The organism is Planctomycetia bacterium, from assembly GCA_015075745.1.
GTDB lineage: Bacteria > Planctomycetota > Phycisphaerae > UBA1845 > UTPLA1 > UTPLA1.
In genome coordinates, this window is the sequence record JABTTW010000001.1 from 823861 (window position 1) to 839530 (window position 15670).

The 15670-nt window shown below is 60.2% G+C and carries 10 protein-coding genes; all 10 read right to left on the bottom strand.

Features of this window, described 5'->3' with window-relative positions; genetic code table 11:
- Position 1: 1 nt before the first annotated feature.
- A complete protein-coding gene (locus HS101_03280) occupies positions 2-1324 on the bottom strand; it encodes a phosphotransferase (protein ID MBE7505288.1) in 1323 nt (440 codons plus the stop codon).
- Complete coding sequence (locus HS101_03285; protein ID MBE7505289.1) at positions 1321-3165, bottom strand: ABC transporter ATP-binding protein; 1845 nt, start codon at positions 3163-3165, stop codon at positions 1321-1323. Before HS101_03285 ends, HS101_03280 begins: the two co-directional genes overlap by 4 nt.
- Positions 3162-4523 carry a glycosyltransferase family 4 protein gene (locus HS101_03290; GenBank protein MBE7505290.1) on the bottom strand — a complete coding sequence of 454 codons (1362 nt, stop codon included), beginning with the start codon at positions 4521-4523 and terminating at the stop codon, positions 3162-3164. Before HS101_03290 ends, HS101_03285 begins: the two co-directional genes overlap by 4 nt.
- Positions 4510-5784 carry a glycosyltransferase family 4 protein gene (locus HS101_03295; GenBank protein ID MBE7505291.1) on the bottom strand — a complete coding sequence of 425 codons (1275 nt, stop codon included), beginning with the start codon at positions 5782-5784 and terminating at the stop codon, positions 4510-4512. Before HS101_03295 ends, HS101_03290 begins: the two co-directional genes overlap by 14 nt.
- Positions 5759-6949: a hypothetical protein gene (locus HS101_03300; protein ID MBE7505292.1), complete on the bottom strand. Its 1191-nt coding sequence runs from the start codon at positions 6947-6949 to the stop codon at positions 5759-5761. The genes HS101_03295 and HS101_03300 overlap by 26 nt, the downstream gene beginning before the upstream one ends.
- A gap of 12 nt (positions 6950-6961) precedes the next feature.
- On the bottom strand, positions 6962-9394 hold the full coding sequence (locus HS101_03305) for a putative Ig domain-containing protein (protein MBE7505293.1): 2433 nt from the start codon (positions 9392-9394) through the stop codon (positions 6962-6964).
- A 372-nt stretch (positions 9395-9766) separates the two neighbouring features.
- Positions 9767-10534: a prepilin-type N-terminal cleavage/methylation domain-containing protein gene (locus tag HS101_03310; GenBank protein MBE7505294.1), complete on the bottom strand. Its 768-nt coding sequence runs from the start codon at positions 10532-10534 to the stop codon at positions 9767-9769.
- 105 nt (positions 10535-10639) lie between these two features.
- Positions 10640-12217 carry a hypothetical protein gene (locus HS101_03315; GenBank protein MBE7505295.1) on the bottom strand — a complete coding sequence of 526 codons (1578 nt, stop codon included), beginning with the start codon at positions 12215-12217 and terminating at the stop codon, positions 10640-10642.
- Entirely contained in the window at positions 12207-13640 is a 1434-nt protein-coding gene (locus HS101_03320) for a sigma-54-dependent Fis family transcriptional regulator (GenBank protein ID MBE7505296.1), read from the bottom strand. The genes HS101_03315 and HS101_03320 overlap by 11 nt, the downstream gene beginning before the upstream one ends.
- Positions 13637-15127 carry a HAMP domain-containing histidine kinase gene (locus tag HS101_03325; protein MBE7505297.1) on the bottom strand — a complete coding sequence of 497 codons (1491 nt, stop codon included), beginning with the start codon at positions 15125-15127 and terminating at the stop codon, positions 13637-13639. The genes HS101_03320 and HS101_03325 overlap by 4 nt, the downstream gene beginning before the upstream one ends.
- Between the last annotated feature and the right edge of the window lie 543 nt (positions 15128-15670).

Sequence of the window (15670 nt, forward strand, 5' to 3'; positions counted from 1 at the left end):
CTCATTCAGTCCAGTCTGCGCCGCCGGAATAAACCTCCGACGCTCTTTCAAGCAGGCGACTTGCCGCTTCGCGCCAGCCGGGTCGAAGGTGTCTAAGCAATCCCCATGCCCGAAGGACCAGTGCGTGCGTTGCCCACCATCGTGCGGATCGGGTATTGAAGACGCCGCCCGCGGTGCGCCATGCCTGGACGCAAGCGGCGGCGATGTCATGCGATGATGCGGCGTCGCCGGTAAGTCGGGTTGCGAACTCAATTTCCGCCGCGAGGTTTGTAATGTCCTGCGTTGGATCTCCCAGTCGGCAGGCATCCCAGTCGACGACAAAAAGAAGTTCATTCTTTTGGATGACCTGCCCCGCGTGAAGGTCGCCATGCACCAGCGCATCGACCTGCGGTCTTGCGGGCTGTGTCCTGGCCCAGAGGTCGAGTGTGCGTGCACTCCCAGAAGCGGGAGGCAAGACGGCATGAAGGTCGGCGAGCATGGAGACAGGTTTGACGCGGTCATCTCCGGCCGGTACGGATGCGAGATCAATCTTTAACCGCGAAATCGAGGCCAGCTTTCGGCAGGCCTCCGCGACTTCCTCGCCCGAGGCGCAGGCGACTGCATCACGCAGCGTCCGACCCCTGATGAACTCCGTGGCCAACAGATGTTGTCTCGGAACGGCTCCTAACGATTCGGGCACGGCTAGTCCGCAAGCTGCATCGTTCAACGCTGCTCCGAGCCGGCTTAGTAGCTCAGACTGATCCGCGGCGTTATTGCGGCGCGAGATTCGAACGTACGCCCGGCACCACTTGGCCCCGGCCAATGACTCCCACTCGCCTTTCAATCTGCAGACCAGGCGAGACTCGGGAACGTACTTGATGGGAGAACACCGCCAGCTTTCCGGCGTGAAATGCCCGGCTCCATACTTCCGCTTAAACCATTCCGCCGACGCTTTGATCAGCCAGTCTTCGCGGCGCATGGCGCGAATCTGTCGTAGGCGTCGATCACGTGGATAGCGAAACAGGTCGAACGACTCGCCGCCCGACTCCACCCGAATCGCCGATGCGTAAGTTCGGCTCTCCGCAGGCCAGCGGGCATAAACGACCTCTGGGCGATCGATCCCGCGGACATTCAGGGCATAGGCGATTCGGCACGCGCGGCCCGGTTGATAGATTGCTTCCGTGGGGGTGCAGTCGTTGTAGTCTGCTGATTCCGGGGCGCCGAGGTCAGCCACGGCCGTTCTGACGTTTTCGAGCATCAGTTCCGGCTGGGCGCATCGCGACAATCCGGGCATTGCCGGATCCTCCGGGATGTCCATTAAATCCCGCATCGTGGTCGTACTCATCGAGCCGCACTCCCCATGCGCGGCTGCTCCTCGCCCATGCCGAACAGGTCACGATAGACGCCGGCAGCCTGTACGAGATCCTGTGGCTGACCACTCTGAACGATGCGACCCTCGCTAAGAACTACAATGCGATCCACATCGGCCAGTGGGCGCACTCCGTGGGAAATGAGGATCGTTGTTCGGTCGCGCATGGCTCTGCGCAGGGCGGCGCGGATACGCATCTCGGTTTGCCCGTCGAGGCCCGTCGTCGGCTCATCGAAGATCAGTATTCTTCCGCCACGCAGGATTGCCCGGGCCAATGCGATGAGTTGTCGCTGACCACCGGAAAGGGTGACGCCGCGCTCACCGACGGGTGTCTTGTACCCTTTGGGGAGCGAGGAGAGCCAATCGTCCAGATCGAGGGCGGCCGCGGCAGCGCGAACGTCGTCAAGGGTGGCGCCGGCGCGGCCCATGGCGATGTTCTCTTCGATCGTGGTGCCGAAGAGGACAGTCTCCTGCTGAACGACGCTGATCTGTCCGCGTAGTGACTCCAGCGTGAACTCTCTAATGTCTCGGCCGTCGATGCGGACTGCGCCGCTCGTCGGGTCATAGAAACGCAGAAGCAGCTTGAGGAGCGTGGATTTGCCCGCGCCGGTAGGGCCGACCAGGGCCACGCGTTGACCGGGTAGAATGTCGAGGTAGATGTCAGAGAGGGTCTGCGCACCCTTGGCATACCCAAACGCCAGGTTGTCGTAGGTGATGCGGCCGCTCAACGCGGGGGCCGGGACGGCGTCGGCGCGATCGCGGATTTCCGGCTCTGTGTCGAGGACGGCGCGTACGCGATCGGCACAACTGGACGCCTTTGCGATCTTGGCGGCAATCCTGGCAACCTGCCGTATCGGCTTTAAGAGATTGTTGAAGTAGGCCATGAAGACGATGAGCGTACCGGGCGTCATGCGACCTGCCGTTACTTCCTGCACGCCGAGATAAAGGATTGCGCAGGTGCCGACGGCAGTGACGAACTGGACCGAGCGATTCAGGCGGCTCTGAATCCTCACGCTCTTCAGCCCTGCGCGCAAGGCGGACCGGCCCAGGCGGCTGAATCGCTCCTTCTCTGCTTCCTCACGGGTAAAGGCCTGCACGAGTGCCATTGAAGAGAGCACCTCGCCGGCGATGCTGATGAGGTCGCCCTCCTTCTCGCGCGCTTTGCGCACGACGGAGCGCAGTCGAATCGACATGACCATCGAAAGGAGGGCTACGGCTGGGATCGTCATCAGCGAGACGAGCGTCAGTGTCGGCGCCATTCGGGCCATAACGATCAAGAGACCCATGACCGTCAGCGCGGCGGCGGCCAAGTCGAACATCGACTCCACCAAGAGCTCGCGGACCATCGTGATATCGCCCGTGAGGCGCAACAGAAGATCGCCGGTTCGATTGCGCTCGTGGAAGCCGAGGCTCAACGTCTGGAGATGCTTGAACAGCCGGCGGCGCAGCGTGTTCGAGATACGGTGGGCCGTGCTCGCTTGAAGGAGTTCGCTCGCGTATTCAAACAAACCTTGAAGGACGGCAATCACCACGACCGCGGCGGCGCAGACAGCAAGCAGGTTTTCATGCCAGCCGAGCCAGTTCAGCGCGTGCTTGAGCCATCCCTTCGCCGGATGTCCAAGAATGACCTGGTCCAGCACGACTTTGACCGGCCACGGCGCGGCCAATGCCATGAGCGTCGCAGCGGTTGTTGCAACGGCCGCAATGGAGAGCACCCATGCATGAGCCCGGAGCATGCCGCTGAAGTAGGCGAGCGTCCCCACGAATTGTCGAAGGTCCAGCACGCCGCGAGCGGTCTTGATGCGCAATGCCTTCACGCGACCACCTCCCCCGATGTCGCCCGCTGCATGTTTATGGGGGTTGGCTGACTTGGCACAGCGTCCGAAGAGTGCGCCCTCTGTGATCGCTGAGACGCATCCGCTAACCAACCTGAGAGGACGCCGACGTTCTGACGAACATCGAAGACCTCTTCGACCCTCGCTCGTCCGGTTCTGGCGAATCGGTGCTGCAATTCAGATTGGTCGAGCAATTCGACCAGCGCATCGGCCAGTGCCGAAGGATCCTCGGGTGGAACGAGCATGCCGGTGTGGCGATCGAGGATGATTTCCGGAATGCCCGACAATCGAGTCGAGACGCAGGGGCATCCCGCCGCCATCGCCTCCAGCAGCACGGTCGGCAAGGCGTCCATGTTTCCGTCTTTTGCTTCAACGCACGGCAGCGCAAAGACCGACGCGCGAGCGAGGGCCTGAGCGACGCGCTCCTGCGGCCATGCCCCAACCAGTTGGACCGTGTCCTTGAGACCCAGGCGCTTGATCTCCGTCCTGAGTTCTTCTCTTTGCGGTCCTTCGCCGACGATTTCGCATCGAACAGGGCGGCCCCGTGCAACGAGGGCCGCGCAGGCGCGAATGAGATGAAGAAAGCCCTTCTTCTCAATCAATCGGCCAACGCTGAGTATGGTCCCCTGTTCGCGCGGCCGCTCGCCGAATGGAAAGCGCTCAAGGGGAATGCCGTTGTAGAGGACTCGAATTTTTGCCGCGTCCGCCCCGATCTCCTCGCGAAGATACCGAGCGTTGAAGTGCGAGACCGTCACGCAAAAAGCGGAATGGGCGATGATGCGGCGAAGCAGCTCACGGTTCACGGTTTCGCGAAAGATGTCAAATGCATGCAGCGTCACCGAGTAAGTCGGCCCGCCCATGAGCCGGGAAAGATACGCGACCGTGGCTGCGTATCCGCCGAAATGGGTGTGGAAGTGCTTGACGCCGCGGCGCTTCGCCCATCGCCGAACGAGCAGTGCCTGCCAGACATCGCGGGTCGATACAAGACGCGCGATCCAGTGGCCTACACTTCGAGGGACGCCGCGCAGATCGGCGGAGAAAGCGTCGCGTGCAGCCTCGACAATTCTGCCTGGCTTGTCCCAAAAGCTCTCGGCGACGTATTCGGCGGGTTGCTGCAGATCCGCGAGGCATCCGTGAAACCTGCCCTCGCGCGGCAGCCGCAACGATAAAACTCGGACAGGTGATCCCTGTCTTTGGTGCTCAAGCAGTTCGTTAAGTATGAAGGTTTCCGAGTACTTCGGGAACACCTGGAGTAAGTATGCGATTTCATCCGCGCGGCCGCCCATCGCAGGGCTGGTTGATGAATCTACCTGGCTCGCCGCCAATTCAAGCCCGCGCATGGATCACCTCAGGCAGTCTCGTTCCACATCGTTGCCGAAGCGCCTGCCCCGCGAGATCGATGACCTGTTGCGCCGTATTGTCCCAGCCGCAGTTGGCAACGGACTTGCGCGCTCGATCTCCCAGTCGAGCCCGGAGGCCTGCGTCGTGCCCCACCCGGAGCATTGCCTCGACGAGCCCCTCACAATCACCGGAGGCAACAAGTAAGCCGTTGTGGCCATCGTCGATGACCTCGGCGATTTGTCCGGCGCGGCTGGCAATGACGCACAATCCCGAGGCCATGTACTCATAGAGCTTGAGAGGCGAGAAGTAGAATGTTGACTGCGGCAGATACGGCGCCAGCGCGACATCCACGCCTGCAAGGAGTCGGGCGACGGTCGGATGGTCTGTTCCGCCAAAAAAAGTGACATGACCATCGAGAGTCGATGAAGAGACAAGGGCTCGGTAGTAGGACAACCTGCGGCCGTCTCCGACGATCAGGAGGTGCGCCGCAGGCAATTCCCGCCGTATATGCATGAATGCTTCGAGCAATACCTCGACACCGTGCCAAACCTTGAGACTGCCGACGAAACCGAACACGAGGGCGTTCGGGGGCACACCCGCCTCGACGCGGGCCAGCGACTTGTCGTATGTCTGGTCAAACAATCCCAACTCGACGCCGTTCGGCACCGTCACGACGCGATCGGGATCGAGCCCGGCCGTCTGGATGGCGTGATCTCGCAAGTCGCTTGAGACCGTCATGACAAAGTCGGCAGCCTGAAGCGTCTTGTGCTCAATGGCCTGGGCCAGTGCCTGCAATCCTGCGTCGCGATAATTCGCGGCCTCCTGCGCCATTGGAGAGTTCATCTCGACGAGATAGGGAATGCCGCGCTTATGGGCGAACCTCATTCCTGCCGACGAGAACAGGGAAAGCCGCTCGACGACGACGTCTGCCTCGGGTGAGAGCGTTTCCTGATCCAACGCGTCGCTCAGCGCGGCGTCGTAGGACATCTGGGCGATTTCAGACGCCATGCCGGATTGGGCGTCATTTGACTCAAGCCATCGTCGTACGATGTCGCCAAGCTCTCGCGCATTGCGACCCAGACAATGATCTATCTGCGCAGCGGGATGCCCTTCCGGTAGCCTGCCGCGCGCCGCCAGCACCGATACCTGTGCGCCGTTTGAGCAAAGCGCGCGGGTAATTGCCCGAACGTGCTCACTCGCCCCCTTGGTGCCGTCCAGGGGTATGCCGAGATCGTTACACAAATACAGCCACTGAGTCACGTATGGCTACCTCCAGCTCAGAGAGCCGTTCGGCGACGTTTCTGAGTCCATTCATGTTCGGTGTGGTGGTGCACCGGCCATTGCTGTTTGACAGAATGCCGTCAATCGCATCCTGGATTTTTTCCGGCGTTACACAGTTGGGATCGAGCATTTCGCAAAGGTGATGGGCCGCGAAGCGCTTTGCCCGAATGTACTGTTCAAGTCGCGGCTCGACGCGGGGATACACGAGCATGGAGCGGCCTGCCCTCAGGACCTCGACCATCGTGTTGTATCCACCCATGCAAAGCACGACGTCGGCTCTGCGATATTCGCAATTCATGCAGGATGAAGTGTCAAGGAATGTCAGGTTTGAGAACGCGGCGGCGCGCCGACGAAGTTCGTTCGCGTGATCGCGGGGCAGATCAGGTCCGCCGATGATGGTCGAGTGGATGCCGACTGCGTTCTGTCTCGCCTGTGGAATCGACAAGTATTGATCGAGGAGTCGATAGCCGTCGGTGCCGCCGCCGACCGTGACCAGCACGTTTTTCGTACCGGCGCCCCGACTTGGTTCTCCTGAGTCATGCGAGCAGCCTGATCGGGCGATGAAACCGACGTATCGAATCTTCTGAGCAATTGCATCAGGCAGTTCATAGGCGGATACGACATCGAAGATCGCAGGGTCGCCGTAGACCCAGATCTCATCAACGAGATACTCCAGCGCTTCAAGATGCCGGCCTCGCTTCCATTCACGGATGGTCTGCTCCGGCGCGTCTTCGATGTCGCGCATTCCAAAGATGACGCGCGTGGCAGGATATCGATCGCGCACCAGCCGCAGCGCGGTCTCGGCTTCGTCGTGCACGCCGACAGGCGATTTGTCGATCAGGAGTACGTCGGGTCGATAGCTTGCCGCGGTCGCGGTCAGCAAGGCCGATCGGATGGCGATTGTGTCGGTCAGGCTCACGCCGAGCGTCTTCGCGCAGTACCGATAGTCCGGTCCCTTGCGAAGCGATGGAAGCTTGATGTAGTCGACTCGATCGGGCAGCGTGAAATTCGAAACGTGGACCGTGCCGCTGACAACCAGCGCCCGACACGATGGGATCGTCTGCGTAGCGCGCTCGGCAATGGCGAGCGTCCTTCGTAGGTGCCCGATGCCGACGCTGTCATGACAAACCGCCATCAGTCGCATGGCAAGTCTCCTTCAGCCGGCGAGCAGAGCCGTGACAAAGTCCGGCACGTCCAGGGTGTTGACGACGAAGTCCGCGTTCATGTCGCCGGAGCATGCGTCAGCATTTGTGCCGACTCCGAGCAGGGCGGCTGTGAATCGCTGCACATCGAGACCGTCGAGGTTTCCGCTATCGTCCATGTCGCCGGGAATGCCGCTGGGCAGTACGGTCAGCGAGTAGGACCGCGATGCCGTGCTCAAGGCGGCATCCGTCACCTGGACGTCAAAAGTGAATACCCCGCATTGGCTTGGGGACCCCGGAATCTGCCCGTTGATCGAAAGGGACAATCCCGCCGGCATGAGGCCACTTGTCTGAGTAAATGAGTACGGAGCAGTGCCACCAGTCGCCGCGATGGCTTGGTTGTACGCCGCGCCCTCGGCGGCATTGGGAAGCGGCGATGGAGTCGTGATTGCGAGAGCCATGGGCACCGTCAGGCTGAAGATGCCGCCCGCTTTCTCGTCGCCGATGTAGATGACGCGATTGGCCTCATCTACCGCGACGGCTTCGAATTCCTGGAGCGGCTGGCCCGGGAAGGCCTCGCGGGTCCAGAGCATGTCCTGTTGCCCGAGGACCGCGCCAGCCGTTGTGAGGACATAGAGTCGATTATTGGGAGCCGCACTGCTGCCGACTGAACCCTTTGCCACGACCAGAAGACACTCCTGCGTGATGGCGGAATTGTTGAGCATAAATTGGGCAAAGGCGGGTGAAATGACTGCCACGCCCTTGGATCTCTGCGGCAGTGCGTATTGTGTGCCTGCGTAGACCGGCGGATTGGCGCTGGTCCACACCTGCATGATGTCGGGGTCGCCCAGCACGTAGAAGCGATTTGTCAGCGCGCCGTAAGCAATGTCGTCCGGCGACAAGGCGCCTACGACCGACGTGAACTTTCCGAAGTCCGACAGCGCGCCCGTCACCGGGTTCAGCAGGGCCCTTGTGTTTCCATTCAGGAGGTATTGCTGATCTTCGACCGATACGAGGGCCGAGGCAGAAGCACCGTAGCCGGCCGCACTGGTGTTGAAGGTCAGTCCTTCGGGACCCCAGAAAGTGTTGTTCGCAATACTGGGATTCGGCGGCGGATTCATGATGGGCAACTGAATGGACGAGGTGTACGCAAGCGATCCGTTGGGTGACGTGGCATACACGCCGACTTGGTTTTGCGTCTCGTTCCAGTCGCCGGCGACGTAGAGCGAGCCATTGCGATAGGCCATTGCCTCCGGTCGCAACTTCGGCGGATCGTTCACTTGTCCGCTCAGAGTCGCATACCACGGCTCGGTGCTTCGGCTGGGCAATCCCAGTTCGACAAAGTTACCCCGCGCTTGCCACGTCCTGCCGAGGACTGGGCCGCTCGTCGTCGCTGTCGCGGGCGTCACGACCTTGACGGCGTAAACGGCGCGGGCCGCCTCGTCGCCGATGTAGATGACGCCGTTGGCCTCGTCGACGACGATCGCCTCCATCTCATGCGGGCCGGGCATGGTTCCGCCCTGGCTGCTGTTATCCAACGACGAGTCAATCCAGGAGATGTCCTGTATATCGCCGATCTGCGTGCCGTCGCTCCTGTACGCGACGAGGCGATTCTTGAGCGGCGGAATAGCACCCGGGTCTTCTTTGCAAATGACCAGGATGATGTCGCCGGTCAAAGTCATGTCTCCGGTGAGTGCCTGACCGTAGGCCGCAGACACAACGGTCATTCCTCGCGATCTCGCCGGAGTCGCCCACGAGGCGCCGGTGGGCGTCATGTTGGTGTCCAACACCTGCACGCTGTTCGGTATTGAGATCAGCAGATAGTACCTTTGCGACGCCGGGCCGTAGGCGATGTCATCCGCGGCGACCGTCGCGCTGAGATTGGCGAGGACGCCTGTTGTTCGATCGACCGTGGCAAACGTGTTTCCAATGCCGGCCTGCTGATCGTCGATCGTCACCAGCAGGGAACCTCCCGCGCCGATACCCGTCGCGCCGGTATTGAATGTCATCCCCTCGGGGCCCCACCACTGATTGTTTGGAGTCGTCGTCGGGGGAGGGTTCGTCAGCGGGTGCTCAATGACGTGATCAAAGGCAATTTCGCCCCAGGTGTTTGTCGTGCAGACTGCGATCTGATTCTGCGTTTCGTTCCAGTCGCCGGCGACATAGAGAAGCCCGTCCTTCAGGGCCAGGGCTTCAGGGCGTAGAGACGGCGGCTCAAGCACCAACTCGGTAAAGGGTGGGTTGTACAGCGTCGGGAACCAGGGCTCATCGGACCGACTCGGCAGAATTGGTTTCACGTCGTATCCGATTGCAACGTAGGGCCGTCCGAAGATGGCACCTTCGGAGGAGAGTGATTGGGATTGCCCGTTGGCGCTGGCCGCGGGTATCAAGGACACCAGGGCGAGAAGCAGCGTCGGCCACTTAACCATTCCATGCTTCAGATGCATTCAGGTTCTCCAAATTCGGATTCATGGGGCGCCTCGTCTTGCTCTTGTGCTGAAGGGCACAACGAGATCGGCGGACTCGATCGATACGAATGCACAACTCGTGCCACTTGGGCGATGAAGCAGAGACGGCCCAGCGATCGTGCGCGGCGAGTCTTGCTAACTGATTCTTAATGAAAGGATTAGGAGCCGGACTGATTCGAGGAAACGGTTGTGCTTCTCAAGCGGCCTTTGGTGAGAGGACCGGCTAGAGCGGGAGCGTGCACACATCCGAGATGTGCGTCAGGCGGCCGCTCGGCCCAGACAGACAGATCGCTCATCGAAATTGGGAGTCAGTAGGAAAAGTACTGGCGCGAAGGCGGAGACTGGGGTCGGTCAGGAATCCGGCTGATAGTTCCACTGCCACCAGGGCTCTTCGGTGGGGTGAATCGTGGATAAGACATGGCCGCCGACGAAGGCGACATTCATGCGGCCGCGGTGGCGGAACGAAGGGAACCAGTTCTTGCCGGATTCGTAAATGTCGATCCATTTGTCGGTAAGAATGGGAGGGGCGGAGTAAAGCGGGAGCACGCCACGCTCGGCCGCCTGCTGTCCGTCTACATCGAATACCAGCGGAACATCCGGCATGGTTAGAATCCTGCTGGAGAGATAGGCATTCGCCGGTAACAGGCGGCCACGTACCTCGCGGGTTCGAGTCTCCAGGCGCTTATTAAATCCGGTGCTCACGTTTTTCGCGGGGCCAATCCCCCCCGAGCTACAAGGTAATCCCGCTCGCCGCTCCAGCGCGCCTGCGGACGCGGGGCACATCAGTGGCGACGCACCGGCGTCAACCTGCGTTCGCTCGCTTTCGGGCCCGACCCAAAATTCGTCTACTTGATAAAGGGAATCCTGAAAGTCCTCAATCTGAAATCGACCGCCGAGCGACTGGCTCTCTCCGCGGAGTCCCACGCCGCTGTCGTCGGCGAAATTGATGAATCTCTGCGTGACATCCCGAAATTGCGCGCGGCACTCAAGGTCTTTAGCTGCCTGCCGCCCGGCACTCATGGCAGGAAGCAGAATCGCGGCGAGCAGTGAAATGACTCCCACTGAGACAAGCAACTCAACAATCGTGAGTCCTGGGACTTTCCTCTTGAATCGAGTCATGTGGAATACACCGGCTCGGCTCGGAATATGTGGGGGGACGATACCAACCACCCACCATGCTAACGGATGTACCATGCAAGTGGAAGCGGAAGTTTTCCCCAGCGACTATGGATTCAGCAAGATATTCAGGAATCCGGCGATGTCGGCTGCATCCAGCGATAGATCGCTATTGATGTCTCCGCGTGTGACTCCGGTCACACCGCCATGTGTGCCGGCATACAGGTCCGGCGTCAGCAAGGCCTGTACAAAGTCATCCACGTCGTCGAACTCGACAGCCTGATTGAGATCCATGTCTCCCATGATGACAGCGTCATTCAGCTCGACGATGCCATCATAGTTCGTGTCGAACACCGTAAAGCTGCGGGAGAATTGGCGCCAGAGTATGACCCCGTTAGATCCATTGCCGTCGTCGTCCACGCCCGCAGCGCCGTCGTTCGCTGCGATGAAGTTAACGAGCAACGCGACATCCGCGGCGTCGCGCACGCCGCTGCCGTCAAAATCGCCCGGCAGCGGATTCGGCCATGCGTCGGTCCAGATGAAACGCTCAAACGGCCCCTGAAGCTGTTCGTAGGCTGTGCCGACAAGGCCGAAGCTCGGCCAGTTCTCCGGCACGAGAAGATTCGCTACGACATTGAATTCCCAGCCTGCGATGAGCGCAAAGTCGGGCTGCATGCGATCCCATGGATCGGCGAACTCCGCGCTGATTTGCAAGTCCTCCAATGCCTCTTCGACCGAGTTTTGATTATCTTCGCAGCCGTCGTTCGGCTCGACGGGCGTACCTGGACTTTGTAGGGCCGCATCCGCTGCGTTCGTGAGCGGATAAACGAGCGAAACCGTCGTGCGTTCGGTCAAGACATCGTGTTTGAACTGAAGCTTTACCTCAGGCTTGTACCTGCCCGGCCGGTCGAAACAGGTAAACGCATAATCTTCGAAGCCGTGAGCGCGATGAAAAAAGTCCCCCTCCAGAACCCAGGTTTCGCCATCCTCGAACACCATCGGATTTCCGCCCGGCATTTCGGTCTTGATCGAAATGGAATCGATCTCCTCACCGGTGAGGGCAAGGTGAAACTCCTCGCCACTCCTCTCAACATATGGCGCCGTCAAGACGTTCTCATCGCAGTCCGCGGCCGTAACGGCGGCTCGATCCAAGAACCTGGCATCGCTTGGCAGACCACCGAAGCGACCCACGTTTCCAAGATAGCGATACTCAGTGTCACTCAATTCGCCGCCCGTGTCCGGGTTCGCGTCCATATCGAACTCCACATAGCCGAAGGCGGGATTGGGTCCGTAAAGGAACGGCTCGTACACCGGAAAGTTCTTTTCGAGCGACAACGGCCCCGGCGGGTTGACGAGTCCGTCGAAGACCATGTCGAAGCGCATGTACTGGCCATTGCTGTCCCAGGATCCATTGAACCGATCCAAATGTGGCGCGGCCGGCGAGAACGTGCCAAGCCGTGTTTCGATTACATCCGGCAACCGATGCAGCCCGGGATCGACGGGGCCGTCATTGCCGATGTCGGTCCGCCGAATGACGGCGTCGGCGACCGGCTCAGAGAACACGACCGGCTGAGCGATCGAAACGGTTCCACTCGCCGCCGCCCAGACAAGCAAACAACAGGTGAACGGCAGACGCCCCGATGAGGCAGCGCCAATCCCGACTGTTGAGATGTACTTAAGATGCATGATCAATCACCTGCTGCGCGGCGCCTGTTGCTTCGGCCAGCTTGTTTAATCGATACCGTACCGCTTCCCGCGTGATGCCCAGAATCCGCGCTGTGCGGCTCAGGTTCTGCCCGGTGTGCTCGAATGTCGCGACGAGGATTCTGTGTTCGATTTCCTCGAGCGTTGGGCAGGCATTGTCAAACTCAAGCCGCAGGACGAGGCCGTTTGGAATCTCAACGTGAGCGCCGCCGGGCTTTTCGCGCGACGACAACGGCAAGTGCATCGGGTCGAGCACTTCGCAATCCGCCTGCAGCAGTGCACTCTCAAGGGTATGCGACAGCTCTCGAATGTTGCCCCGCCATTCATACTGCTCCAGCGCCGCGATTGCCTCCGGAGACAGCCGCCGGGGCTTCATTCCGAATCGGTTGCAGTGAAGGGCAAGAAAATGTGAGGTCAGGAGCGGAATGTCCGACAGTCTCTCCCGGAGAGGAGGCAGTGCAATCTCAACGACTCGCAATCTGTGGTAAAGGTCGCGACGGAACTCCCCCTGCTCGACCGCCTCCTCGAGATTGCGGTTCGTCGCCGCGATGATGTGAACATTTATCTTGCGAGTTTGGGTGCCCCCGAGCGGGCGTATTTCACGGCTTTCGATTGCATGAAGCAGCTTGGCCTGCATTTCGAGCTCCATGTGCCCGATCTCATCGAGAAAGATTGATCCGCCCTGGGCGACATCGAACAGGCCTCGCTTCGCCTGCGTGGCGCTGGTGAAGGAACCCTTCATGTGGCCGAACAGCTCAGATTCAAACAGCGTTGCCGGTAGCGCGGTGCAGTTTACCTGTATAAACGGTTTGCCCCGCCGAGGCCCCTGATAGTGGATCGCCCGCGCTGCCAAGTCCTTGCCGGTGCCGGTCTCGCCGGTAAACAGAACGGTCGGCGGATCGGGCAGACTCAGGACATCGCCGCGCGTCAGCCTTCGGATGTTCTCCTTCAGCACGCGAATCGGGGCGGACTCGCCGATGATCCGGTCGAGGCCGCTGGATTCTTCTTCGCGACTCTTCAGGAAGGTGAGGTTGTCGGTGGTTTGTTGTCGCTCGACGATTCGGGCCATGACGAGCAGGAGTTCATCAAGCTCGACCGGCTTTGTAAGGTACTCGGTCGCCCCGGCCTTCATCGCATCGACGGCGATGCGCTCATTGCCATGGGCGGTGACGACGATGACATTGACGAATGGCGACTCCGCCTTGAGCTGCGGCAGAATATCCAGGCCGTCCGTATCGGGCAGGCACAGATCCAGCAGCACCAGCTCCGGAAGAAACTGGGCGCTCTCCGCGAGCGCTTCCTTACCGCTATGCGCTACTCGGGCTTCATAGCCATGCGCAACCAGCTTTTCGCGTACATTCTTCGCCAGTACGCGTTCGTCCTCAACGATGAGTACCCTGGTCATCTCATCTCCTCCTGCCTGGCTCGCTCGCTGTCCGGCCCTTGCATCGGGTGGCTGTCGTTTCCTTTGGAGTATCGCTCGATTTTTGAGGCGTCGCTGTCGCCTGTCTGGATTGAACTCACTGCGCATGTTCCCGGCGGAGCGACGGGCATCGTAAATCGGAAGCACGCGCCCCTGCTCGAGGGCACGAGAACCGTGTCGCCGCCGTGCAACTTGGCGTATCGCTTGATGGTGGCGAGCCCGATGCCGGTGCCGCCCGCTTTGGTGGTGAAGAACAAATCGAAAATTCTGCGCCTGATGCGCTCCGGGACTCCAGGCCCCTGATCAGCCACTTCGATCGCGACCGTACCGTTTTCCGAAACGCGGCGGCAGGCAACACGCACGCAATCACCTGACTTCGAATGATCGAGTGCGTTCGAGAGCAGCTCTATCACCACTTGCTCAAGCTGGTGGCGATCGCCCATTACCATGATCTCGGCTGGGTCGATGTCCTGCTCGATCGTCAAACCTCGCTCGGAAAACGCGGGGCTCAGCTCGCGCACCGCACGAGTGACAATCTGCAAGAGATTGACCGGACTGAATCCACAACTGGTTGCCCGCGCCATTGAAAGCAGGCCGGTGACTCGATCGCCAAGCCGACGACCTTCGTTCAGGATGTCCCCAAGTCTCTCCTTGGAGTTCTGATCCATTTGACCCAGCTCCATGGTCAACTGGGCCGAACTTCGAATGGCGGCCAGCGGGTTTCGAATCCCGTGGGCCACGCTGGTGCAGAGTTCGCCGATGGCGGCCAGTCGCTCGCGGCGCTCTTCTTCCACCATCCGTCGCTGTTCCTGCAATTCCCTGTCATACCGCTGCAACCGCCGACCGAACCAGAGAATGCCAACGAGTACCAGCACGACGGCCGCGATGAAGTAGCGTTCGGAATTGACGCGCTGCTGCAGTTCGCTCTCGTGCTGCAGCAGGAGCCGATCCCGTTTCTCGGCGTTTCTTTGAAACAACACGCTGAGCGCCCCCAACAACTCATGCTGCTGCGTATCCATTCGAGCCATCGCCTTGCCGGCCGTGGTCAGCGATTGCAGGCGGTCCTCGGCGGTCGCTTCGCTCGCGAAAAATCGCTTAAACTCATCGAAGATTTCTTGCGCCGCGGCCACCATCGCCTCCATGGGCTCGGTTGGTACGTTGAGCGGAGACTTCAGATTCTTTCCCGCGTCGAGCACTTCCCTCAAGTTTCGCTTTGCGACCTCGAACCGACGCAGGTGCAGGTCAAAGTCCCGCATCTGGAAGACGTCATTGCCTGGGGCGTTCAGATCGATGACACGCTGCTGAGTGAGCTGAAGCCAGCGAGATTGCTCGTCGAGATCGACCGCGGATTCGATCAGGCCGGCGGCGCTGGAAATCGTGCGGCCATGCATCCTGAGGCTGAGGAGGATGATCAGCACGTCGAACAATGCCAGGACGAAGTAATAGTGATACCAGCGTACTCGCGACATTAATTTAGAAAGCCCGAAAGCGACTGATTCTCCTGCCGGAAGATCGCACGGTCGGGCGCAGCCATGTGCACGCGGTCACATGCAATACGTGAGTCAGCACACATCCTGGCGAGCCAGCTCCAAATGGCCAAAGGACCTCCGATCGGCGACTATGAATATAACATCTTAATTCACATTTAGTTAAAGCTGCAACCCGATCTTGCTGCTCAGCACACACCCTAAGCGTAATTGCAAGGACCGTACCAAAGCGAATACGCCTCCCGAGGCCAGCCTGGTTTTTGGACCCTGGGAGGCGATTGCCACCATCAGATTGAGAAGCGGGGCAATAAATATGGCCGGTCGGCCGCTGGCTTCAGAGCGGACCTGATCTGCCCCCCGAGACTCGATGAACCGTCCAGCCGCCTCGGCATTTTGCATTTACTGAACTCCACCGACTGGTCCTTCGAAAGCGGCGCGCCACACTCTGGACAATGGTTCGAAGTACGTGCGAAGAGATAATATCCACGCGACATTCAGCAGAGTCATTCACGCCTGCGATTGGGC

Coding starts and splice junctions, on each gene's coding strand:
- HS101_03280 (MBE7505288.1), bottom strand. CDS start 1,324: ATGAGTACGACCACGATGCGGGATTTAATGGACATCCCGGAGGATCCG.
- HS101_03290 (MBE7505290.1), bottom strand. CDS start 4,523: ATGCGCGGGCTTGAATTGGCGGCGAGCCAGGTAGATTCATCAACCAGC.
- HS101_03300 (MBE7505292.1), bottom strand. CDS start 6,949: ATGCGACTGATGGCGGTTTGTCATGACAGCGTCGGCATCGGGCACCTA.
- HS101_03305 (MBE7505293.1), bottom strand. CDS start 9,394: ATGCATCTGAAGCATGGAATGGTTAAGTGGCCGACGCTGCTTCTCGCC.
- HS101_03310 (MBE7505294.1), bottom strand. CDS start 10,534: ATGACTCGATTCAAGAGGAAAGTCCCAGGACTCACGATTGTTGAGTTG.
- HS101_03315 (MBE7505295.1), bottom strand. CDS start 12,217: ATGCATCTTAAGTACATCTCAACAGTCGGGATTGGCGCTGCCTCATCG.
- HS101_03320 (MBE7505296.1), bottom strand. CDS start 13,640: ATGACCAGGGTACTCATCGTTGAGGACGAACGCGTACTGGCGAAGAAT.
- HS101_03325 (MBE7505297.1), bottom strand. CDS start 15,127: ATGTCGCGAGTACGCTGGTATCACTATTACTTCGTCCTGGCATTGTTC.